The 21,343-nt window shown below is 67.8% G+C and carries 15 protein-coding genes; 11 read left to right on the forward strand and 4 right to left on the reverse strand.

Translation table 11 applies throughout. The features are described from left to right. Window positions 1-16: 16 nt before the first annotated feature. The 4 genes from HMPREF9710_RS13985 to recD all read left to right on the forward strand — a co-directional run bounded on the left by HMPREF9710_RS13985 (window position 17) and on the right by recD (window position 12,108). Window positions 17-3,073 carry a CHASE domain-containing hybrid sensor histidine kinase/response regulator family protein gene (locus HMPREF9710_RS13985; protein ID WP_005667322.1) on the forward strand — a complete coding sequence of 1,019 codons (3,057 nt, stop codon included), beginning with the start codon at window positions 17-19 and terminating at the stop codon, window positions 3,071-3,073. A 77-nt stretch (window positions 3,074-3,150) separates the two neighbouring features. After that, window positions 3,151-6,540, forward strand: coding sequence for an exodeoxyribonuclease V subunit gamma (recC, locus tag HMPREF9710_RS13990; RefSeq protein ID WP_005667323.1), 3,390 nt, complete (start codon window positions 3,151-3,153; stop codon window positions 6,538-6,540). Beyond that, the gene (gene recB / locus HMPREF9710_RS13995; RefSeq protein ID WP_005667325.1) at window positions 6,537-10,199 is read left to right on the forward strand and encodes an exodeoxyribonuclease V subunit beta; all 3,663 of its coding nucleotides are present in this window, start codon (window positions 6,537-6,539) and stop codon (window positions 10,197-10,199) included. Before recC ends, recB begins: the two co-directional genes overlap by 4 nt. Then, entirely contained in the window at window positions 10,186-12,108 is a 1,923-nt protein-coding gene (recD, locus tag HMPREF9710_RS14000) for an exodeoxyribonuclease V subunit alpha (protein ID WP_005667326.1), read from the forward strand. Before recB ends, recD begins: the two co-directional genes overlap by 14 nt. 60 nt (window positions 12,109-12,168) lie before the next feature. Here recD and HMPREF9710_RS14005 read toward each other — a convergent pair whose 3' ends face one another. Together HMPREF9710_RS14005 and HMPREF9710_RS14010 are read right to left on the reverse strand one after the other, a co-directional pair. Further along, window positions 12,169-13,119: a serine hydrolase gene (locus tag HMPREF9710_RS14005; RefSeq protein WP_005667328.1), complete on the reverse strand. Its 951-nt coding sequence runs from the start codon at window positions 13,117-13,119 to the stop codon at window positions 12,169-12,171. A 289-nt stretch (window positions 13,120-13,408) separates the two neighbouring features. Next, the gene (locus HMPREF9710_RS14010; RefSeq protein WP_005667329.1) at window positions 13,409-14,428 is read right to left on the reverse strand and encodes a sulfate ABC transporter substrate-binding protein; all 1,020 of its coding nucleotides are present in this window, start codon (window positions 14,426-14,428) and stop codon (window positions 13,409-13,411) included. A 204-nt stretch (window positions 14,429-14,632) separates the two neighbouring features. Here HMPREF9710_RS14010 and HMPREF9710_RS14015 point away from each other — a divergent pair, with 204 nt between their 5' ends. The 4 genes from HMPREF9710_RS14015 (at window position 14,633) to HMPREF9710_RS14030 (ending at window position 16,851) form a co-directional block, all read left to right on the forward strand. Beyond that, on the forward strand, window positions 14,633-15,157 hold the full coding sequence (locus HMPREF9710_RS14015) for a GNAT family N-acetyltransferase (protein WP_005667331.1): 525 nt from the start codon (window positions 14,633-14,635) through the stop codon (window positions 15,155-15,157). Window positions 15,158-15,342: 185 nt separating this feature from the next. Next, entirely contained in the window at window positions 15,343-15,960 is a 618-nt protein-coding gene (locus tag HMPREF9710_RS14020; protein ID WP_005667332.1) for a YcbK family protein, read from the forward strand. Window positions 15,961-16,083: 123 nt separating this feature from the next. Then, window positions 16,084-16,374, forward strand: coding sequence for a DUF378 domain-containing protein (locus HMPREF9710_RS14025; protein WP_005667333.1), 291 nt, complete (start codon window positions 16,084-16,086; stop codon window positions 16,372-16,374). Then, window positions 16,375-16,851, forward strand: coding sequence for a metallophosphoesterase family protein (locus tag HMPREF9710_RS14030; protein WP_005667334.1), 477 nt, complete (start codon window positions 16,375-16,377; stop codon window positions 16,849-16,851). Between the two features lie 50 nt (window positions 16,852-16,901). On the opposite strand, the gene HMPREF9710_RS14035 is transcribed toward HMPREF9710_RS14030, so the two are convergent. Continuing rightward, window positions 16,902-17,510 (reverse strand): potassium channel family protein, encoded by a 609-nt coding sequence (locus tag HMPREF9710_RS14035; protein ID WP_005667335.1) that lies wholly within the window; start codon window positions 17,508-17,510, stop codon window positions 16,902-16,904. A 301-nt stretch (window positions 17,511-17,811) separates the two neighbouring features. Between HMPREF9710_RS14035 and HMPREF9710_RS14040 the strand changes: the two genes are divergently transcribed. After that, window positions 17,812-18,213: a hypothetical protein gene (locus HMPREF9710_RS14040; protein ID WP_005667336.1), complete on the forward strand. Its 402-nt coding sequence runs from the start codon at window positions 17,812-17,814 to the stop codon at window positions 18,211-18,213. Between the two features lie 4 nt (window positions 18,214-18,217). Here the strand turns inward: HMPREF9710_RS14040 and HMPREF9710_RS14045 are convergent, their stop codons facing one another. After that, window positions 18,218-19,174, reverse strand: coding sequence for an SMP-30/gluconolactonase/LRE family protein (locus tag HMPREF9710_RS14045; protein WP_005667338.1), 957 nt, complete (start codon window positions 19,172-19,174; stop codon window positions 18,218-18,220). A gap of 154 nt (window positions 19,175-19,328) precedes the next feature. Between HMPREF9710_RS14045 and HMPREF9710_RS14050 the strand changes: the two genes are divergently transcribed. Then, a complete protein-coding gene (locus HMPREF9710_RS14050; protein ID WP_005667339.1) occupies window positions 19,329-20,441 on the forward strand; it encodes a Gfo/Idh/MocA family protein in 1,113 nt (370 codons plus the stop codon). A gap of 59 nt (window positions 20,442-20,500) precedes the next feature. Then, on the forward strand, window positions 20,501-21,316 hold the full coding sequence (locus HMPREF9710_RS14055; protein WP_005667340.1) for a transporter substrate-binding domain-containing protein: 816 nt from the start codon (window positions 20,501-20,503) through the stop codon (window positions 21,314-21,316). The last annotated feature ends 27 nt before the right edge of the window (window positions 21,317-21,343 follow it).

Consider the following 21,343-nt stretch of genomic DNA (forward strand, 5'->3'; position numbering starts at 1 on the left):
GCCCGCCAGGGGAAGCATGAAGCGCTTGACCATGCCAGGAATCGACGTCATCGAAGCGGCTTGCATGCGCCTTGGCCGGCCGTTGGTGCTGTGGGGCGGCGGCGTCGCGCTGGCGCTGGCGGTCGGCCTGCTGCTGCATGCGGTCGCCGACGCCTCGATCGAGGAAGAGGCGCGCGGCCGCTTCGGAAACGCGGCGCAGGCGGCGCGCGAACGGATCGACGCGTCGCTCGCCTCGTATGGCCGCGCCGTGCGTTCGCTGGCGGCGCTGCATGCGGCGGGCGACGGCAACGCCGTGCCCGACCGGGCGTCCTTCCACCGTTATGTCGCCGCGCTCGACATCGCGCGCAACTATCCGGCCATCGAAGGGGTGACGTACGCCGCCCACGTGCCCGAAGTCCAGCGCGAGCGCTTCGTCGCCGCGGTGCGCGCCGATCGCAGCGTCGACGCCCGCGGCTACCCGGACTTCGCGATTTTTCCCGCCGGGCGCCGTCCCTGGTACGAGGTGATCGCCTACCAGTATCCGGTCGACCAGCCCAGCCGCCGGCTCGGCTTCGACATGGCCGGCAGGCCGGCCGTCGCCCGCGCCCTGGAGCAGGCGCGCGACAACGGCGGCATCAGCGCCTCGGGGCAGCCGGTGTTCCTGCGCGACCCCACGCCGCACTATGCCCTCGGCATGCGCATGCCGGTCTATCGCGGCGGCGTGACCCCGCCGAGCCTGGAAGGGCGGCGCGCGGCCTACCTGGGCTCGTTCGGCATCGCCTTTTCGGTGCCGGCGCTGGTCGACAATGCGCTCGCCGCATCGGCCGGGGCGCCGCCGTCGGTCAGCGTGTATGGCGCGAACCGCGATGCGGGAGGGGGCGAGTTGCTGCTGCATGGGCCCGACGTGCGGCGCACGCCGTTCGACCCGGGCGACTACTTCACGACCGTGCTGGACGTGGATTTCGCCGGCAGCCGGTGGACGGCGCATTTCGCCACGCCCAAGCGCGCCATGCTCCATGGCGCCGATCTCTGGATACCGGTGGCGGCGCTGCCCTTCGGCTTCGCCGCGACCCTGCTGGTATACGGACTGTTCCTGGCCCAGTACCGCTCGCGCCGCGCCGCCGACGAGCAGCGCCTGCTGCTCGACACGGTGCTCGACAACCTGGACGCCGAGGTCTACCTGAAGGACGCGCTGCGCCGCATCCGCTACCTCAACGCCAAGGGCGCTTCGCGCCTCGGGCGGCCGGCGGCGGAGCTGATCGGCCGGCGCGACGTCGAGGCCATGGACCGCGCCCTGGCCGACGCCGCCTGGGAGCTGGATCGCGCGGTGCTGCACGACGGCCGCAGCAGCAGCGCCCAGGTGGCGCAGTCGGCGCCGGGCGGCGCGGCGCGCCAGCTGTGGACGGTGCGGGTGCCGATGCAGGTCGACGAGGAGCCGGCGGTGCTGTGCGTGGCGACCGACGTCACCGAGCTGCACCGCCTGAAGGCGCGCGCCGACGCCGCCAGCAAGGCCAAGAGCGACTTCCTGTCGAACATGAGCCACGAGATCCGCACCCCGATGAACAGCATCATCGGCATGACCCACCTGGCGCTGCAGGCCGCGCCCGACGCGCGCCAGCGCGACTACCTCGAAAAGATCTACCACTCGGGCCAGCACCTGCTGGGCATCATCAACGACATCCTCGATTTCTCCAAGATCGAGGCCGGCATGCTGGAACTGTCGCGCGTGTGCTTCATGCTCGACGCCCTGCTGCGCAACGTCGAGGCCCAGCTGGGCACCGCGGCCGTGGCCAAGGGCGTGGGCTTCGACATCGAGATCGATCCGGTCCTGATGCGGCCCCTGTGCGGCGACTCGCTGCGGCTGGAACAGGTGCTGCTCAATTTCGCCGGCAATGCCGTCAAATTCTCCGAGCGCGGCCGGATCACGCTGCGCGCGCGCCTGGCGCGCGCCTTCGGCCCTGAAGTGCTGGTGCGCTTCGAGGTCGAAGACCGCGGCATCGGCATCGACGCCGCCGCGCTGCCCCACCTGTTCACGCCGTTCCAGCAGGCCGACCAGTCGGCCACCCGGCGCCATGGCGGCACCGGCCTGGGCCTGGCCATCAGCCGCCAGCTGGCCGAGCTGATGGGCGGCGAGGTCGGGGTGTCCAGCATCCTGGGCGAGGGCAGCACCTTCTGGTTCACGGCGCGCCTGGCCCTGGACGATGCCGCCGGCGGGCGAGCGGGGACCATGCTCGGAGCCGGCCTGGGCGCCGCGCCGGCCGCGGCCCAGGCGCGCCTGGACGACTGCGCGGTGCTGCTGGTGGAGGACAATCCCTTCAACCAGCAGGTCGCGCGCGAGTTGCTGGAACAGTCCGGCGCCGCGGTCGAGGTGGCGAACAACGGCGAGGAGGCGCTGGCGGCGATGGCGGTCAAACGCTTCGATTGCGTGCTGATGGACGTACAGATGCCGGTGATGGACGGGCTGGAAGCGACCCGCCGCATCCGCCGCGATCCCGCCTTGCGTGACACCCTGGTGGTGGCGATGACGGCCAATGCCGGCGTCGACGACCGCGCGCGCTGCCTGGCCGCCGGCATGAACGAATTCCTGGCCAAGCCGGTGGTGCCGGAACTGCTGGCCGCCACCATCGCGCGCTGCCTGGGCCGCGCCACGGCGCCGGTGGCCGACGTCGCGATCGCGAGGGCGCCAGGATCCGTCAGCGGCGCGGGGCCGGGCGGGCAGGGAGAAGTGCTCGACCTGGCCAGCCTGGCCAACACGGCCGGCGGCGACACCGAACGGATGCGTAAATATGTGTTCCTGTTCCTCGATACCGCGCGCGAGAACCTGGCCGGGATCGAGACCGCCCTGGCCGGGGGCGACCTGACCCATACCGCAAGCCTGGCGCACCAGCTCAAGTCGGCGGCGCGCGCGATCGGCGCCGCCAGCTTCGGCGCCATCTGCGAAGACCTGGAGGCGCAACCGAAGCGGGCGCCGCGCATGGGCGCGGCCGGCACCGCCCAGGCCAGGGCGCTGGCGGCGCGCCTGCGCGCACTATTGATCCGGATCGAACGCGAAGTCTCGACCCAGTTCGGCAGCCGGGACGGCGAGGTGCGCTGAGCGCGCAAGCGCCCGCGGGCCTACCGCGAGCGGACCAAACACGGTATGCTGTGGACCCGACCGTTCGAGCTTCACGCATGCCTTCCCCGATCACCCCCGGCCTCCTGATCCTTCATGGCAACCAGATGGAGCTGCTGCGCAGCGCCGTGTTCGACTGGCTGCGCAACCATCCGCTCGGCCCCCTCGAAGAAGAGATATTCCTGGTGCAGTCGAATGGCGTGGCCGAATGGCTCAAGATCGCGCTGGCCGAGGAGATCGGCGTGTGCGCCGCCACCCGGGTGGCGCTGCCGGCGCGCTTCATGTGGGAAGCCTATCGCGGCATGCTGGGCCGCGAGCGGGTGCCGACCCGGGCGCCGTTCGACAAGGATCCGCTCACCTGGCGCCTGATGCGCCTGTTGCCCACGCTGTTGCAAGAGGACGGCTATGAGCCGCTGGCGCGCTTCCTGGCCGACGGCGACGCCGAGCGCCGCCTGCAACTGGCCGAGCGCGTGGCCGACCTGTACGACCAGTACCAGGTCTACCGCGCCGACTGGCTGGCCGATTGGGCCGAGGGCCGCGACCAGCTGCGCCGCGCGGTGGGCGACCCGCTGCCACTGGCGCCCGAGCAACGCTGGCAAGCCTGCCTGTGGCGCGCCGTGCACGCCAGCCTGGACGAATCGCAGCGCCACAGCGGACGCGCGACCATCCACCGCCAATTCCTGGCCGCGATCGAGTCCGGCCAGGCGCCTGCCAGCCGCCTGCCGCGCCGCGTGGTGCTGTTCGGGATGTCGACCCTGCCGTACCAGACCCTGCAGGCGATCGCGGCGCTGTCGCGCCACACGCAAGTGCTGTTCGCGGTGCCGAACCCGTGCCGCTTCTATTGGGGCGACATCATCGACGGCCGCGACCTGCTCAGGGCCGCGCGCCGCCGCCAGCCGCAGCGGGGCGGCGTCGACCTGGGCGCGATCCCGATCGAGGAGCTGCATGCGCACAGCCATCCGCTGCTGGCGAGCTGGGGGCGCCAGGGGCGCGACTTCGTGCGCATGCTGGACGAATTCGACACCCAGGACCGGAGCGACGAAGAGACTGCGCCGCTGAAGGTCGACCTGTTCGCCGACGACGACGGCGCGACCTTGCTGGGGCAGGTCCAGGCCGCGGTGCGCGACCTGCTGCCGCTGTCCGAGCATCCGCGCGTGCCCCCGACGCCGGATGACCGCTCGATCGAATTCCACGTCACCCACAGCGTGCAGCGCGAGGTCGAGGTCCTGCACGACCAGCTGCTGTCGTGGTTCGCGCAAGACCCGAGCCTGCGGCCGCGCGACGTGGTGGTGATGGTGCCCGACATCGACGCCTTTTCGCCGGCGATCCACGCCGTGTTCGACCAGCATCGCCAGAAGGACTTGCGCCGCATCCCGTTCGAGATCGGCGACATGCGCGACCGCAGCGTCAACCCGCTGCTGGTGTCGCTCGAATGGCTGCTGCGCCTGCCGCAGCAGCGCTGCCGCCAGAGCGAGGTGCGCGACCTGCTGGACGTGCCGGCCGTGGCGCGCCGTTTCGGCCTGGGCGACGACGACCTGGCCATCCTGGGCCGCTGGATCGAAGGCGCCGGCGTGCGCTGGGGCCTCGACCACGAGCACCGCACCGGCCTGGGCCTGGGCATGGCGGGCGAACAGAATGCCTGGATCTTCGGCGTGCGGCGCATGCTGCTCGGCTACGCCAGCGGCGCCGGCGCCAGCTTCGCCGACATCGAGCCCTATGCCGAGGTCGGCGGGCTGGATGCGGCGCTGGCCGGCGCGCTGGCGCAGCTGGTCGATTGCCTGCTGAACTGGCGCGCCCAGCTCGACACGCCGCGCACGCCGGCCGCCTGGGGCGAGGCGGCGCGCGCGATGCTGTCGTGCTTCTATGCCGCCAGCGATGAAGCCGACCGCCTCACCCTGCAAAGCCTGAACGAAGGCCTGCAATGCTGGCTCGAGACCTGCGCTGCGGCCGGCTTCGATGAACCGGTGCCGCTGGGCGTGCTGCGCGAAGCCTGGATGAACGAACTCGACCAGCCGACCCTGAACCACCAGTTCGTCTCGGGCGGCGTGACCTTCTGCACCCTGATGCCGATGCGCGCGGTGCCGTTTCGCGTGGTGTGCCTGCTGGGCATGAACGACGGCGACTTCCCGCGCCGCGCGCGCCAGTCCGACTTCGACCTGCTGGCGCTGCCCGGCATGGCGCGTCCGGGCGACCGTTCGCGCCGCGACGACGACCGTTACCTGATGTTAGAGGCCCTGCTGGCGGCGCGCGACAAGTTCTACGTCAGCTGGGTGGGCCGCAACGTGCGCGACAACAGCGAGCAGCCGCCGTCGGTGCTGGTGTCGCAGCTGCGCGACTATCTCGCCGACGGCTGGAGCCTGGACTTGCATGGCCTGACGACCGAACACGCGCTGCAGCCATTCAGCCGCGTCTATTTCCAGCAGGGCGGCCTGTTGACCTATGCCGGCGAATGGCGCCTGGCCCACGGCGCCGAGCAGCTGGAAGGGGGCGACGCCTTGCCGCCTTTCGAGCTGGAGGCCGACTTCGTGCTCAAGCTGGGCGAGCTGGCCAGCTTCCTGCGCCAGCCGGCGCGCTTCTTCTTCCGCCGCCGCCTGGGCGTGGTGTTCGCCGACGCCGCCCAGGTGGGAGAAGACGAGGAACCGTTCGCGCTCGACGCGCTCGAACGCTACCAGATCGAGGACCACCTGCTGGACGACAGCGGCGAGCCCGAACAGCTGCACGAGGTGCGCGCCACGCTTGCCACGCGCGCCGAGCGGCTGGCGCGCGAGGGCGTGCTGCCGATCGGCCTGATGGGCCGCCTGTGGCAGGAGCAGCTGGTCGAAAGCCTGGCGCCGGTGCGCACCGAGTGGCTGCGCCTGGGCGCGCGCTTCCCGGAGGCAGCCCCCAAGCAGGCGCTCAGCCTGGATCTGGACGGCATCGTGCTCGACGACTGGATCGACCGCCTCAGGAGCGACGGCGTCGAGACCGCCTGGCTGATGCAGCTGTCCTCGAAGGTTCTTGACCGCAACGGCCGTCCGCGCGGCGACAAGCTGATCGCTCCGTGGCTGCGTCAACTGGGGAGTAGCGCGGCCGGCCATCCGGTGGCTGGCTACCTGGTCGCGCGCGACGCCGTGCTCGAGATGGCGCCGCTGGCCCAGGAGGAGTCGCTGCAGGTCCTGCGCGACCTGGTGCGGCTGTGGCGCGCCAACCTGGACGCGCCGCTGCCGGTGGCCTGCCGCACCGCGCTGGCGCAGCTGGCCGAGGGCGACCCGCGCGCCACCTATGACGGCGGCTTCGAGCTCCGTGGCGAAGTCGACGACCTGTGCCTGGCGCGCCTGTGGCCCAGCTTCGAGGCGCTGTGCGAGTCGCGACACGCCTGCGGCGGCTGGCCCGAGCTGGCCGAACAATTGTATGGACCGCTGGCGCGCTGGATGGATGGCGCCGTCACGGTCAAGGAGTTGTCCGCATGAGCAGCAAACTCGAAGCGATCCGGTTCCCGCTGCACGGCTCGCGCCTGATCGAGGCGTCGGCCGGCACCGGCAAGACCTGGACCATCGCCGCCCTCTACGTGCGCCTGGTGCTCGGCCACGGTGGCGACGATGCCTTCGTGCGCCCCTTGCTGCCGTCCGAAATCCTGGTGATGACCTTCACCCGCGCGGCCACGCGCGAACTTTCCAACCGCGTGCGCGAGCGGCTGGTGCAGGCGGCGGCTTACTTTCGCGGCGAAGCGCACGAACAGGATGCCTACCTGGACGAACTGGCCGAAGCCTATGCGCCGGGCAGCGAACGCAGCATCGCCGCCCACCGCCTGATGCTGGCCGCCGAGACGATGGACGAGGCGGCGATCTTCACCATCGACGCCTGGTGCCAGCGCATGCTGCGCGAGCACGCCTTCGACAGCGGCAGCCTGTTCGACGAAGAACTGGTGAGCGACGAGCGCATGCTGTTCGAGGACGCCGCCCACGATTACTGGCGCCAGCACGTCTATCCGCTCGGCGCGCAGAACCTGGCCATCGTGCTGGATACCTGGAGCGACGTCGAGGCGCTCAAGGGCAGCGTGCGCGAACTGGTGCAGCGCGGGCCGCTGCTGGGCGAAGTGGCGCGCGAGCCGCTGGGCAAGCAGGTGGCGCGCCTGGCCCAGGCCCAGCGCGAGGAGCTGGCGCGCCTCAAGCACGGCTGGGTCGAACGCGCCGACGCGATGGAGCGCTGGATCGCCGGCCACCGCGAACGTGCGCCCAAATGCTTCAACGGCAACAAGATGCGCGCCGATTCGCTGGTCAAGTGGTTCGAGGCGCTGCGCGCCTGGGCCACGGACCCGGCGCGGCACATGCCGGACCTGAGCGACACCGCCTGGAAACGCCTGACGCCGGACGGCATCGTGGACGCCTTCAGCAAGGACTTCAGCGCCGAGGTCCCGGACTGCTTCGACGGCACCGCCGCACTGCAGGAAGCCTTGGGCGCGATCGATCCGATTGCCCATGCGCTGCTGCGCCACGCCGCCGGCCATATCGGCGCGCGCATGCAGGAACTCAAGCGCCGCAACCGCCAGTTCGGCTTTGCCGACATGCTCGAACGCCTCAAGCTGGCGCTCGAAGGCGAGAACGGCGCGGCGCTGCGCGAACGCATCGTGCAGCAGTATCCGGTGGCCATGGTCGACGAATTCCAGGACACCTCGCCCGACCAGTACCGCATCTTCGACCTGCTGTACCGGGTAGGCGCCAACGATCCGCAGCAGGGGCTGTTCCTGATCGGCGACCCCAAGCAGTCGATCTATGGCTTCCGCGGCGCCGACATCCACAGCTACCTGTCGGCGCGGCGCGCCACCACCGGACGCCACTACCAGCTCGACACCAATTACCGCTCGACGGCGGCGCTGGTGGGGGCGGTCAATGCGCTGTTCCTGCACGCCGAAGGTGGCGACGGCCGCACCGGCCATGCGCAAGCGGCGTTCCGCTTCCGGCGCGGCGACGACAATCCCCTGCCGTTCGAGGCGGTCAAGGCGCGCGGCCACAGGGAGCGCCTGGTTGGCGTCGAGAGCGACGGCGAGATCGAGGCCATGTCCGTGTGCACCACCTGCGACGACCTCAAGGCCGAGGACTACCGCAGCTTCTTCGCCCACCACTGCGCCGAGCACATCGTGCGCCTGCTGAACGACGAGCGGGTCGGCTTCCGGGATGAGCAAGACGGTGGTTTCCGGCGCCTGATGCCGGCCGATATCGCGATCCTGGTGCGCGACCGGCGCGAGGCGGCCGCGGTGCGCCAGGCGCTGGTGCGGCGCAAGGTGGCCAGCGTCTACCTGTCCGACAAGGATTCGGTGGTCGAGAGCGAGGAGGCGGCCGACATGCTGCGCTGGCTGTACGCGGTCGCCAATCCGCTGGACGGCGCTCTCGCGCGGGCCGCCTTCGCCACCCGCACCGCGGGCCTGCCGATGGGCGAACTGGCGCGGCTGTCGAGCGACGAGCTGGCGTGGGAGCGGCGCGTCGAGCAACTGAAAGCCCTGCACGGCGCCTGGCAGCGCCGCGGCGTGCTGGCCATGCTGCGCACCTTCATCCACGAACTGGGGCTGCCGGCGCGCCTGCTGGGCGAGCCGGGCGGCGAACGGCGCCTGACCAATCTGCTGCACCTGGCCGAACTGCTGCAAGAGGCCAGCGCCCAGCTCGAGGGCGAGCAGGCCCTGATCCGCTGGTTCGCCGAGCAGATCGAGGGCCTGGGCGCCGGCGGCGACGAGCGCGTGCTGCGCCTGGAAAGCGACGCCGAGCTGGTCAAGGTGGTGACGGTGCACAAGTCGAAGGGCCTCGAGTATCCGCTGGTCTACCTGCCGTTCGCGGTGACCGCGCGCGCGACCAACCGCCGCAACCGCGCCTTCTTCGAATACGTGGACGATGCGGGCAGCCGCCGCCTCGACCTGGCGCTGTCCGACGAAGCGCTGGAGGCGGTCGACCGCGCCCGCATCGAGGAAGACCTGCGCCTGCTGTACGTGGCCCTGACCCGGGCGCGCCACTTCCTGTGGCTGGGCGCGGCGGCGGTGGCCGGCACGCGCAAGGGCGAGAACCGGCTGCACGAATCGGCGCTCGGCTATCTGCTGGCCGGCGGCGCGCCGATCCCGGCCGACGGTTTGCGCGCTCGCTTCGAGGCGGTGGCCGGCGCGGGGGGAGGCATCGCCTTGCGCGAACTGGAGCGCGAGGACGGCGTCACCATGCTGGCGCGCCAGGATGCGCGTCCCGCGCTGCTGGACGCGCCGGTGTACCGCGCCGACTTCGAGAAGGATTGGTCGATCGGCTCGTTCACATCGCTGACCCGGCATGCGGTGGCGCCGCCGCCGACGCCGATGCGGGCCCAGGAACAGACCCTGCTCGAGGAAGCGCCGCAGGCGCCGCTGCCGCCGCGCATCGACGACGTCGCCTGGCACCGCTTCCCGCGCGGCTCGGTGCCGGGCAACTTCATGCACGAGCAGCTCGAATGGCTGGCGCGCGAGGGTTTCGACTGCCTCGACCAGCCGCATTGCGAGACGCGGCTGGTGCAGCGCATCGAGCGCGCCGGCTGGAGCAACCGGCTCGAGGACGCGCTGACATGGCTGCGCGCGATCGTCGATACGCCGCTGCCGCCGCTGGGCGCCGCGCTGCGCGCGCTGCAGGGCGTGCTGCCCGAGATGGAATTCTGGTTCCCCAGCGAGCGCCTGGCGCTGCCCGCGCTGGACGCGCTGTGCCGCGCGCACCTGTTGAACGGCATCGAACGGCCGGTGCTGCCCGAGCGCGACCTGCACGGCATGCTCAAGGGCTTCGCCGACCTGGTGTTCGAGCACGAGGGGCGTTACTGGGTGCTCGACTACAAGACCAATGCGCTGGGGCCGAACGACGCCGCCTACAGCCAGGCGGCGATGGAGGCCGGCATGGCCGAGCACCGCTACGAGATCCAGGGCAGCATCTACCTGCTGGCGCTGCACCGCCTGCTGCGCGCGCGCCTGGGCGAAGCCTACGAGCCCGAAGTCCAGCTGGGCGGCGCGATCTTCATGTTCCTGCGCGGGATCGCCAACCCGGACACGCGCGGCTGCTGCGTGCTGGCGCCCGACCTGGAACTGCTGGACAAACTGGAACGATTGCTGGACAAGGAAAAGCATGGGCAAGACTGAACCGCATATCGACGCCCTGTGGCATGAGATCGGCAATCTGACCGAGGCCGGCGAGCTGCGCCGCCTGTCGAGCGCCTTCGCGCGCTTCATCGCCGAGCTGGGCGCCGCCCCGCCGCCGCTGGTGCTGGCGGCGGCGATCCTGTCCGAGCTGGAGGGCCATGGCCACAGCTGCGTCCAGCTGTCCGACCTGGCCGCCAGCCCGGCGGCCCTGCTGGGCTGGAGCGAGGAGCAATGGGCGCAGCTGGCGGCGGCCGCGGCGCCGCTGCCGCGCGGCGTGGCGGGCTGGAGGAAGCTGCTGGCCAGCTGCGAGCAGGTGTGGGTGCGCGAAGAATTCGACTACGACCAGCCGCTGGTGCTGGACGGCGAGCGCCTGTACCTGCGCCGCTATTGGCGCGACGAGACCCAGGTGGCGCGCGCCGTGCGCGAACGCGCCGAGGCGACCCACCCGGTGGACGCGCGCCTGGTGCGGTCCTGGCTCGACAAATTGTTCGTGGCGGCGCCGGGCGCCGGGCAGCCCGACTGGCAAAAGCTGGCCTGCGCCGTGGCCCTGCGCGGTTCGGTCGCGATCATCACGGGCGGCCCCGGCACCGGCAAGACCTATACGGTGGCGCGCCTGCTGGCGCTCCTGTTCGCGACCGCGCCGGATGCCGCACGCCAGCGCGTGGCCCTGGCCGCGCCGACCGGCAAGGCGGCCGCGCGCCTGAAGCAGTCGATCGACAAGGCGCTGGGCGAGCTGGCCGACCGCGTCGGCGCCGAGCTGCCTCTGCGCGAGCTGACCGCGCGCATGGGCGCCGCGCGCACCCTGCACAGCCTGCTCGGGGCGCGGCCCGACACCCGCGCCTTCGCCCACCACCGCGGCAATCCGCTCGACGTCGACGTGCTGATCGTCGACGAAGCCTCGATGGTGCACCTGGAGATGATGGCCAGCCTGCTCGACGCGCTGCCGCCGGGCGCCACGCTGATCCTGCTGGGCGACAAGGACCAGCTGGCCTCGGTGGAGGCGGGCGCCGTGCTGGGCGACCTGTGCCACGATGCGCAGAGCGGCAACTACGACGCCGACACCATCGCCTATGTGCGGGCGGCGAGCGGCGAGGCGATTCCGGCGGAATATGCGGGCGAGGGCGGGGCGCTGGCCCAGCAGACCGTGATGCTGCGCCACAGCCGCCGTTTCGGCGGTCCGATCGGCCAACTGGCGCTGGCGGTCAATGCCGGCGACAGGGCGCGCGCCGAGGAAGTCCTGCGCGCCAGCCTCGATGGCGTGCGCTGGATCGAGCACGCGCAACCATCCCAGTTGCTGCAACTGGCCCATGCCGGATACGCGCCTTATCTCGCACTGCTCAAGGGCGGCGCGGCGAGCGACGAGGACTGGGTGCGCCAGGTGCTGCAGAGCTTCGAGACCTTCCGCATCCTGTGCGCGGTGCGCGACGGCGAGTGGGGCGTGTCGGGCCTGAACGAGGCGATCGAAAAGCGCCTGGAGGCGGGCGGCCTGCTGCGCCGCGGCGCCGAATGGTATGTGGGGCGGCCGGTGATGGTCACCCGCAACGACTATTCGACCGGCGTGTTCAATGGCGACATCGGCGTGACCCTGCCTGATCCGGCGCGTCCGGGCGCGCAACGCGTCTACTTCCTGGAGGGCGACAAGGTGCGCAGCGTGCTGGCCACGCGCCTGCGCAATGTGGAGACGGCGTTCGCGATGACGGTGCATAAATCGCAGGGTTCGGAATTTCGCCACACGGTGCTGGCGCTGCCGCGCGAGGTCAATGCCATCCTGACGCGTGAGCTGGTGTACACCGGCATCACGCGCGCCAGCCGCGAATTCACGCTGGTGACCCCGAGCGGCGAGGTGCTGCGCGAGGCGATCGCCAGCCGCACCCACCGCACCAGCGGGCTGCGCGAGCTGGTGGCGTAATCAGGGAACGCGCAATGACGAAGGGGCCTCGCGGCCCCTTTTGTCATTGCATCGATGATCTCAGTCGCGGCGCTTGCGTGTCGTCTTGACCTTGGCCTTGACGCGTTTCTTGGTCACCTTGGCCTTCGAGGCTTTCGACTTGGCGCGGGCCTTGGCCTTGGAACTGCCGGCGCTGGCCTTGATGCGCGGGCCGCTAGCTGCGCGCGCCACCCGGCTCACCGGCTCGTCGCCGGTGATGAAGCGGCGGATGTTCAGCGCGTCCATGATGCGCGCCGACGAGGCGCCGGCGTTCAGCAGCACCAGGGTCGCCTTCTTGCCGGCGGCGGTGATGTTCATGATCAGGCAGCGGCCGGCTTCGTTGGTGAAGCCGGTCTTGGACAGGCCGACGTCCCAGCCCTTGGCGCCGACCAGGCGATTGGTGTTACGGAAATTCACGTCGCGGCCCTTGATGTCGAAGACATCCGTGGTCTCGGTTGTCATGCGCACGATCTCGGGATACCGGGTCGAGGCCTTGGCCATCTTGACCAGGTCGCCGGCAGTGGAGCGATTGTGCGGAGACAGTCCGGTCGGCTCTTCGATCACGGTGTGGGCCATGCCCAGCTGCCGGGTTTTGTTGCGCACGGCGGTCTTGAAGGCGTCATTGCCACCAGGGAAGGTGCGGGCCAGGGCGGCGGCGGCGCGATTGTCCGAAGACATCAGGGCAAGGTGGAGCGCATCGCGGCGCGTCAGTTTGGCGCCGACAGCCACGCGCGAGCTGCTGTACTTGAGGCGGTCGACGTCCGCGCTGTCGATCTCGATCGTCTCGTCCATGTCGAGCTTGGCATCGAGCACCACCATCGCCGTCATCAGCTTGGTGAGCGACGCGATCGGCATCACGGTATCGGCATTCTTCTCAAGCAGGATCTTGCCGGTGTCGTCTTCCACCACGAGCACCGATTGCGAACCGAACGGCACGGCGAATGCCGCAGCCGAAAAGGTCATCAGGACCGTTGCGAACAGTTTCTTGATCATTCTTTGTCTGGAATCTGGGGTTGAGGTTGAACGTCGGGGCGCCGGGCGGCGCAGATCAACATCTATCTCTAGAGCAACTAGAGTAAGGACAATATCATCCATCCCAGCTGCATGTCTATGGCGCACGAGCAAATTCCCCTATGGGAAGCCATTTTTTGTCGGAAATGTGACGCTGGCGATTCGCAAGATTAACAACTCATGTCACATAGAAATGTCGAGTGACTAATTGCTGTGCATATCAAACAAAACAGCCCTGCGCGCGGCAGGGCTGTTCGATTTCGAGCGGTTGTTACTTGGCCTGGTAGATCTTGTCGAATTCGCCGCCGTCGTTGAAGTGGCGTTTCTGGGCCGCGCTCCAGCCGCCGAACACCTCGTCCACGGTGAACAGGCTGATCGGCTTGTAGTTGGCCGCGTACTTCTTCATCACCGCTTCCGAGCGCACCCGCATGAAGTGCTTGGCGCCGATTTCCTGGCCCGCCGGCGAGTACAGGAAGTTCAGGTAGGCGGTAGCCGGCTGGCGGATCTTGAGGCGGTCGACCACCTTGTCGACCACGGCCACCGGCGACTCGGCCAGGATCGACGTGCTCGGGTAGACGACTTCGAAATCATTGCCGAATTCCTGGCGCACCATGCTCACTTCGTTCTCGAAGGTCACCAGCACGTCGCCGATCTGGCGCTGGGTGAAGGTGGTGGTCGCGGCGCGGCCACCGCCGTCCAGGATCGGCACGTTCTTGAAGATCCTGGCGACCAGGTCGCGCGCCTGCGCTTCGTTGCCGCCTTTCTTGATCACCGAGCCCCAGGCCGCCAGGTAGGTATAGCGGCCGTTGCCGGCGGTCTTGGGATTCGGGATGACGACGCCCACGCCCGGACGCGCCAGGTCTTGCCAGTCGCGCACCTGCTTCGGGTTGCCCTTGCGCACCAGGAACACCATGGTCGAGTAATACGGCGCTGCATTGTTCGGGAACTTCTTGGCCCAGTCTTTTGCCACCAGGCCACGGTCGGCCAGCATGTCGATGTCGTTGGCCTGGTTCATCGTCACCACCGACGCCGCCAGGCCATCGGCCACGGCGCGCGCCTGCTTGCTCGAGCCGCCGTGCGATTGCTTGATGGTGACGGTCTGGCCGGTCTGCTGCTTGTACGAGGCGATGAAGGCCGGATTGACTTCCTTGTACAGCTCGCGGGCGACGTCGTAGGACACGTTCAGCAGTTCGACATTGGCGGCGCTGGCGTGGAGTGGCAGCGCAGCGCCGGCGGCCAGGACCAGGGCCGTCAGGGAGCGGCGCAGCGCGTTCGGAGTGGTGTTGCGCATGGTTGTTTCTCGCTTTGAAAGTGATAGTGACAGAGTGCATGTTCCTTAATCCGTGCGGGGAACGGAACGATAGTTTCGTCATATCCTTATACGGTGGTCACGTTTGACCGTGCCGCCAGCAGGGTCTCTTACTTTAGGTGTATAGTCGAGGTCGTGCGATGCCCCGTCATCGTTCGTTCATGTCCGTTTCCAAGTAGATGATTGATGTCCACGCGTATTGAAATCCGCAGGGCTGTCCCTGACGATGCAACGGCTGCCTGCAATCTGCTGCGCCGTTCGATCGAAGAGGGCTGCCGCGCCGACCACCAGGACCAGCCGGGCGTGCTCGGCGCCTGGCTCGGCAACAAGACGCCGGCCAACGTCGTCACCTGGTTTTTCTCGCCCACCAATTATGCGGTGGTCGCCGAGAGCGAAGGCGAACTGGTCGGCCTGACCCTGTTGACGCAGGCCGGCAAGGTGGCGCTGTGTTACGTGTTGCCGGACGCCTTGCGCTGCGGCGTCGGCCGGGCGCTGCTGGAAGCGGTGGAACAGCAGGCGCGCGCCTGGAACATCAGCAAGCTGCACCTGCACAGTCCGGCGGGCGCGAGCCTGTTCTTCGAGCGTCACGGCTATATGAATGCCGGGAAGGAAAAAGCCTGCTTCGGCCTCGAATGCGACCTGCTCTGGAAGCGCCTGGACGGCGCCTGCGATACGGCGGCGCGCAAGCGCTTCTGCAACTGCGGCGAGTAAGACGACGGCCACCACCTCCTGCATGATGCGAACGCGTGGAGGATTCGGCCCAGTGGACCAAATCGCGAGCCGTCCACCCCACGCAACAAATCGATAACATCTGCACGCTTCGTGCACTCTTCTGCATGCTTGTCGGATACGCTATAGTACGCGCTATCGCAATTGTCGAGTAACGGATCCGCCCCATGGCTTCACGCAGAGATTTCCTTCACCATAGTGCCCGCCTGGCCGCGCTGGGCGCACTCGGCGCGCCGCTGGCCGCCGTCGCCACCGACCTCCAACCGCCTCCCGACCTGTTCGATTCGCAAGCGCTGGACCTGGATTTCTGGGTCAAGCCGCGCACCCTGTCCGTGACCCGTCCGGCCAGCGGCGAACGCGCCAGCGTGCTGTACTGGAAGGATGGCGAAGTCATCGATTCCGCCTACGAGCAGCTGTGCCACCTGCTGCGCGACGTGAACGGCAAGGCCACCGCGAAGATCGATCCCAAGCTGCTCGAGATGCTGTGGAGCACCCAGGCCTTCATCGCCCGCTACGGCTTGCTGCAGCCGCTCGAGATCCTGTCCGGCTACCGCTCGCCGGAATCGAACAAGCGGTTGCGCGAGGCGGGCATCCCGGCCGCGCGCCAGTCGCTGCACATGGTGGGCAAGGCGGCCGACATCCGCATCGCCGGCCTGAACGAAGAAGTGCTCGGCGGCCTGATCAAGAGCTTCCGCGGCGGCGGGGTCGGCTACTACTACCGCTCCGGCCCGCGCGGCGGCTGGATCCACGCGGATACCGGTCTCGAGCGTACCTGGAAGGGGTGATCCGCAGCTTGGTTCGTGACACCGCCGATGCGTGCGAAGGTGTCCGGTAACTTGGGATAGTATGGTTGTCAAGTGCCGGGGCAGGACGCCCCGGCTGTCCCACGTCTTTCCAAGGAGGCTGTGATGGCAACAATCAACGCACCAACCATGGACCGCCGGTCCATCCCCGACCGCCGCGTCAACGTCCACGCGCGCGAGCGTTCGGCCATGTCCGCCGTCGACTATATCGCGATGGCGCTCCTGATCATCGGTGGCCTCAACTGGGCCATGGTCGGCCTGTTCGACGTCGACATGGTCGCCACGCTGTTCGGTCCCGACACCGCGCTGACCCGCATCGTCTATGTGGTGGTGGGCCTGGCCGCGCTGTATTCGATCTATACCACGGCCAAGATGGCCAGCAGCAAGCGGCACTGAATGCCGATCCGGCCCGTGCGCATCGGCTTGATTTCCGACACGCACGGGCTGCTGCGGCCGCAGGCGCTCGATTTCCTGCGCGGCAGCGACCACATCCTCCACGCCGGCGACGTCGTCGGCGCGGCCATCCTCGACCAGCTTGCCGGGCTGGCGCCGTTGACCGCCGTGCGCGGCAATAACGACCACGGCGACTGGGCGCACGCCTTGCCCGAGAGCGTCACCGTCACCCTGGGCGGCGTCGTCATCCACATGCTGCACGACCTCAAGGAACTCGCCATCGATCCGGCCGTGGAAGGCGTGCGCGTGGTTGTGACCGGCCATTCGCACAAGCCCGCCTGCGAAGAACGCGGCGGCGTGCTCTATGTAAATCCCGGTAGCGCTGGACGCCGACGCTTCACGTTGCCGGTGTCGATCGGTGAAGTGTTGATCGGGGATGGACAGGTGGCGGCGAGGTTGATTACGCTTGACGTGACTTAATTCACCCGGCTCCCGTTCATGAAGACTTTTTGAGGCGGGGCGGGCGAAGATCAACCTGGCTTGATCTCATCGGTGGCAGAAATCTCTTTGACATGAATGTCGATCCAAATGTCGATTAGATCGTGGTCGTCGGGCGTGCCGCCTCTCACGCGTATGTGCGCTCCGGTTGGCACGCCATCACGCGTCTCAAGTCTGCGCCCGTTGCCTGATTCGATCTTCACGTCCTTGATCAACGTCGCAAGGGCGTGATAGAGGGCATCCACGGCATTGATGCGATGCTGATCCAGAGGCAAGTCACTCATGGCCGTGGCTTCGCCGCTGAATTCGGATGGTTGCAGCGCCGCTGTAATAGCCGCCACCAGGAAGCCGAAAATGACGAGGCCAATCACCGCGTTCATCATCGCGATGATCTTGCCGACATCGGATGTCGGATGGATGTCTCCGAAGCCCACGGTAGTGACGTTGATGACTGTGAAGTACAAGCTATCCAGGAATGGTCTCCCTGGCATTTCAAGCAACCAGTAGAGGATGGTGCTGAAGGCGATGTAGGCGCCAACACCGGCCGCAATCATGAAGATGATCGGTCGGTTGGCTTTCAGATCTTCGGCGATGCCGTCCACTGGCTGCACCTTAAGTTCGAGTATCCTGCTGTTGTCCATTTGGTTCCTCTTCTCCGTAAAAAATGTTCCGGACTCGGTCCGATGAACAGATCGGCGAAACGTTCCCTTCATGCCCATTGATGAACACGGACATCAACCCGTCGGCGGAATCATGACTCAACTCGGTTGGTGATATGAGAATAGCAGCTGGTTAGCTGAGAAAACTCTCGAATAATCGTACGCGACGGAAATTTGACTGTTGCATACGCAGCCGGTTGCAGCCCAAGGAAGCATTCGCAGGATCGGGCGCGGGCGCCCGAAATCCCTTAAGATAGGGGCCGTTTCTTCAACCGCGCAGCAGATGACCCTCCCGTCCGACCAACCCCGTTTCAAACCCCGCCCCTGGACGCCCCTCGAGACGCCGCAGGACGTCGAACTCTGGATCGACGAACACAATGCCGCGATGCAGGAGCTGATCCGGCCGCAAGAGACCGGCGTCGGCATCTGTTTTAATCTGGCCGAAGGCGGCACGGTGCACATGCAGACGACCGAAGACGCGATCGTGCTCGACGTCGACGATGACGCCGCGTGGATCGCGCCGCTGATCATGGCCGCCACCGGCGCCGAGCAGCCGCGCGGCCACTATTGGCTGCTGCCGGACGACCGGCTGGTGCAGCTGATCCTCGGCCTGTCGATGCTGGTGCAGAGCACGACGCTGGTGACGGGCCACAATTTCGGGTCTGCCGGCCGCCGCGTCTGGTAAAAACTCAGTAGGGCAGGCCGGTCACTCCCAGCCGCAGCTGCCACACGGCGCCGGCGCCGGTGATGTACAGGGTCTTGCCGTCGGCGCCGCCGAAGGCCACGTTGGTGACGTTGGCGTCGGTCCGGATCGTCGCCAGTTCGCGGCCCTGCGGGGTGAACACGCGCACGCGCTTCGCTCCATGCTCCGTCACGTACAGGTTGCCGTGGCAGTCGAGCGTCATGCCGTCGCCATTCTCGATGCCACGGATGACATCGTGGCCTTTTTGCGGCACGCCGTCCCGGATCGGGTAGGCGCGCACCGCGCCGTCGCTCGCGTTCACGTACAACGTGTCGCCGTTCAGCGAGAGCGCGATCCCGTTCGGATTCTTGCGCGTGCCGTCGACCAGCGTCACGGCGCCATCGGGCGCGATGCGGTAGATGCCGGTCACCGGCTGGCCGCCGGGCGCCGCGGCCTTCTGGTAATCCGGGTCGGTGAAGTAGATCGTGCCGTCGGCCGCGATCGCGATGTCGTTCGGCGAATTGAAGACTTGTCCCCCGTAGCGCGTGGCCACGTCCGTACGTTGGCCGGTTGCGATGTCATAGCGCGACATGGCCTTGTGCTTGTGGGTGGCGGCGACCAGCGCGCCGCCGGCGTCGACCGCCAGGCCGTTGCTGCCGGCATCCTCGAGCGCCGTGCTCACCGCGCCGTCAGGCGAGAACTTGCGCACGCGCGAAGGAAAACCCTCGCTGAAGCCGAAGTCCGAGAAGTACAGCGCATCCCTGATCCATACCGGTCCCTCGTACAGGCCCGGCTCGCTGCGCGACGGCTTGATCGCGGCGATCCGTTCGGCCTTCAGTTCGCCCGACGGCGGCTTGCCGCTGCAGCTGGTCGCCGCGGCAGCTGCCGGCACGGCGAGCGCTACGCTGGCCGCGAGCAGGGCGCGCACGAGGTGGGTGTAGCGGAATGGATGGGATCGGTTCATCAATATGGTCTCCTTGTGCATGCTGGTTGGTGCGCTGTGTTAACGCTACCATTTCAATCGAATCAATTGTATCCTTACTAAGGAAGCGATGGTAACCCGCCGCGTCGCCGGATCGGCACGGCATTCGAACGAAACATTCTGCAAGGAGACCTGAATGATCGACCTGAATCGGCGCGGCCTGGTCATGGCCGCGGGGGGTGTGCTGGCGGCCGGCGCGGTGGGCATGCCGGCCTGGGCCAATCCCGAACGCAAGCTGGGCTATGCGATCGTCGGCCTGGGCGGTTATGGACTGGGCCGCATCACCCCCCAGTTCAAGGAGTGCCGGCACAGCCGCCTGGTGGCGCTGGTCAGCGGCGATCCGGCCAAGGCGAAGAAGGTGGCTGCGGAGTATGGCGTGCCCGAACGCGGCATCTACGATTACCAGAACTACGACAGCATCCGCGACAATCCCGATATCGACATCGTCTACATCTGCCTGCCCGTCTTCATGCATGCCGAGTACACGATCCGCGCCGCCCAGGCCGGCAAGCACGTGATGTGCGAAAAGCCGATGGCGGTCAGCGTGGCCGAATGCGAGCAGATGATCGCCGCCTGCCGCAAGGCCGGCAAGAAGCTGATGCTGGGCTATCGATCGCGCTTCGAGCCGCACAACGTCGAGGCGATCCGCCAGGCGCGCAGCGGGGCCATCGGCAAGCTGCGTTACTTCCGCTCCGAACACGGTTTCGTCGCGCGTGACCCGAACACCTGGCGCATGAAGAAGGCGCAATCGGGCGGCGGTTCGCTGATGGACATCGGCATCTATGCTTTGCAGGCGGCGCGCTACATGACGGGCGAGGAGCCGGTTGCCGTGTTCGCCAAGGAAACCACCGACCGCAGCGACCCGCGCTTCCGGGAGGTCGAAGACATGATCGACTTCCAGCTCGAATTCCCGTCCGGCGTCATCGGTTCGTGCATGTCGATGTACAGCGCCAACCGCAACCAGTTTGTGCTGATGGGCGACAAGGGACGGATCGAGCTGGAGCCCGCCACCGCCTATAGCGGCCAGCGCATGTGGGTCGGCGGCGAGCGCAGCGACAAGACACTGGTCACGCCGCCACCGGGACCGTATGCCAACCAGTGGGTCGGCCAGCTCGACCATATGGCGCAATGCGTGAAGGAAAACCGCGAGACCATCGTGCCGGGAGAAGAGGGCTTGCGCGACATCCGCATCATCGAGGCCGTTTACCGTTCAGCGCGCGAACAGAAGCGAATCGGCCTAAGCGGCTAGCCACCGGTGCTGTTTATCGGTTATAAAGTGCCATTGACCGTAGTGCAGGGTAAATGTCGATGTACGAGGTAGTATCAAAGGAGCGGCGGCGCCGGTGCGTGATTGGCGTAGTAGCGGCGGCATTGGCCGCCATCCTGCTGCCGGCTGCGCATGGCGCCGACCTGATGAGCCAGGCCAGGGCCCGCGGCGTCCTGCGCATCGCCGTCGAGGGCACGTATCCGCCCTTTAATTTCAAGGATCCGAAAAGCGGCCACCTGACCGGCTACGACGTCGAGGTCGCGCGCCTGGTCGCCACCGGGCTGAAACTCAGGCCACAGTTCGTGTTCACCGAATGGAGCGCCATCCTGCCGGCCGTGGCGTCTGGCAAGGTCGACGCCGCCATCAGCCAGGTGATCATCACCCCCGAGCGCGAGCAGGCCTTCGACTTCTCGGTGCCCTACACCTATTCGAGCTTCCAGCTGATCGTGCGCAAGAACGAACGCGCCACCTACCGCAGGCTGGATGACCTCAAGGGCCGCAAGCTGGGCGTGCGCCAGGGCAGCGTGTTCGAGCAGCAGGCGAAGGAAGTGAACGGGATCGAGGTCAGGAGTTACCCGGCCGTGCCTGAGAACCTGCAAGACCTCGCCTTCGGCCGCATCGATGCCTCGCTCGACGACAGCCTGATGGTGAGCTACCTGTTGAAGAATTCGGCGCTGCCGATCAAGGCCGGGCCACGGGTCGGCAAGGATGCGCGCATCGGCGTCGCCATGCGCAAGGGCAATCCGCGATTCAAGGCGGCGGTCGACAAGATACTGAATGAAGCGCGCGCCGACGGCACGCTGCGCCGGCTGTCCGTCAAGTGGTTCGGCGTCGACGCCAGCAGCGCCACGCGCTAGTGGCGACCGACGTACACGATAACAGGC

Source organism: Massilia timonae CCUG 45783 (assembly GCF_000315425.1).
GTDB lineage: Bacteria > Pseudomonadota > Gammaproteobacteria > Burkholderiales > Burkholderiaceae_D > Telluria > Telluria timonae.

Coding starts and splice junctions, on each gene's coding strand:
- HMPREF9710_RS13985 (WP_005667322.1), top strand. CDS start 17: ATGAAGCGCTTGACCATGCCAGGAATCGACGTCATCGAAGCGGCTTGC.
- recC (WP_005667323.1), top strand. CDS start 3,151: ATGCCTTCCCCGATCACCCCCGGCCTCCTGATCCTTCATGGCAACCAG.
- recB (WP_005667325.1), top strand. CDS start 6,537: ATGAGCAGCAAACTCGAAGCGATCCGGTTCCCGCTGCACGGCTCGCGC.
- recD (WP_005667326.1), top strand. CDS start 10,186: ATGGGCAAGACTGAACCGCATATCGACGCCCTGTGGCATGAGATCGGC.
- HMPREF9710_RS14005 (WP_005667328.1), bottom strand. CDS start 13,119: ATGATCAAGAAACTGTTCGCAACGGTCCTGATGACCTTTTCGGCTGCG.
- HMPREF9710_RS14010 (WP_005667329.1), bottom strand. CDS start 14,428: ATGCGCAACACCACTCCGAACGCGCTGCGCCGCTCCCTGACGGCCCTG.
- HMPREF9710_RS14015 (WP_005667331.1), top strand. CDS start 14,633: ATGTCCACGCGTATTGAAATCCGCAGGGCTGTCCCTGACGATGCAACG.
- HMPREF9710_RS14020 (WP_005667332.1), top strand. CDS start 15,343: ATGGCTTCACGCAGAGATTTCCTTCACCATAGTGCCCGCCTGGCCGCG.
- HMPREF9710_RS14025 (WP_005667333.1), top strand. CDS start 16,084: ATGGCAACAATCAACGCACCAACCATGGACCGCCGGTCCATCCCCGAC.
- HMPREF9710_RS14030 (WP_005667334.1), top strand. CDS start 16,375: ATGCCGATCCGGCCCGTGCGCATCGGCTTGATTTCCGACACGCACGGG.
- HMPREF9710_RS14035 (WP_005667335.1), bottom strand. CDS start 17,510: ATGGACAACAGCAGGATACTCGAACTTAAGGTGCAGCCAGTGGACGGC.
- HMPREF9710_RS14040 (WP_005667336.1), top strand. CDS start 17,812: ATGACCCTCCCGTCCGACCAACCCCGTTTCAAACCCCGCCCCTGGACG.
- HMPREF9710_RS14045 (WP_005667338.1), bottom strand. CDS start 19,174: ATGAACCGATCCCATCCATTCCGCTACACCCACCTCGTGCGCGCCCTG.
- HMPREF9710_RS14050 (WP_005667339.1), top strand. CDS start 19,329: ATGATCGACCTGAATCGGCGCGGCCTGGTCATGGCCGCGGGGGGTGTG.
- HMPREF9710_RS14055 (WP_005667340.1), top strand. CDS start 20,501: ATGTACGAGGTAGTATCAAAGGAGCGGCGGCGCCGGTGCGTGATTGGC.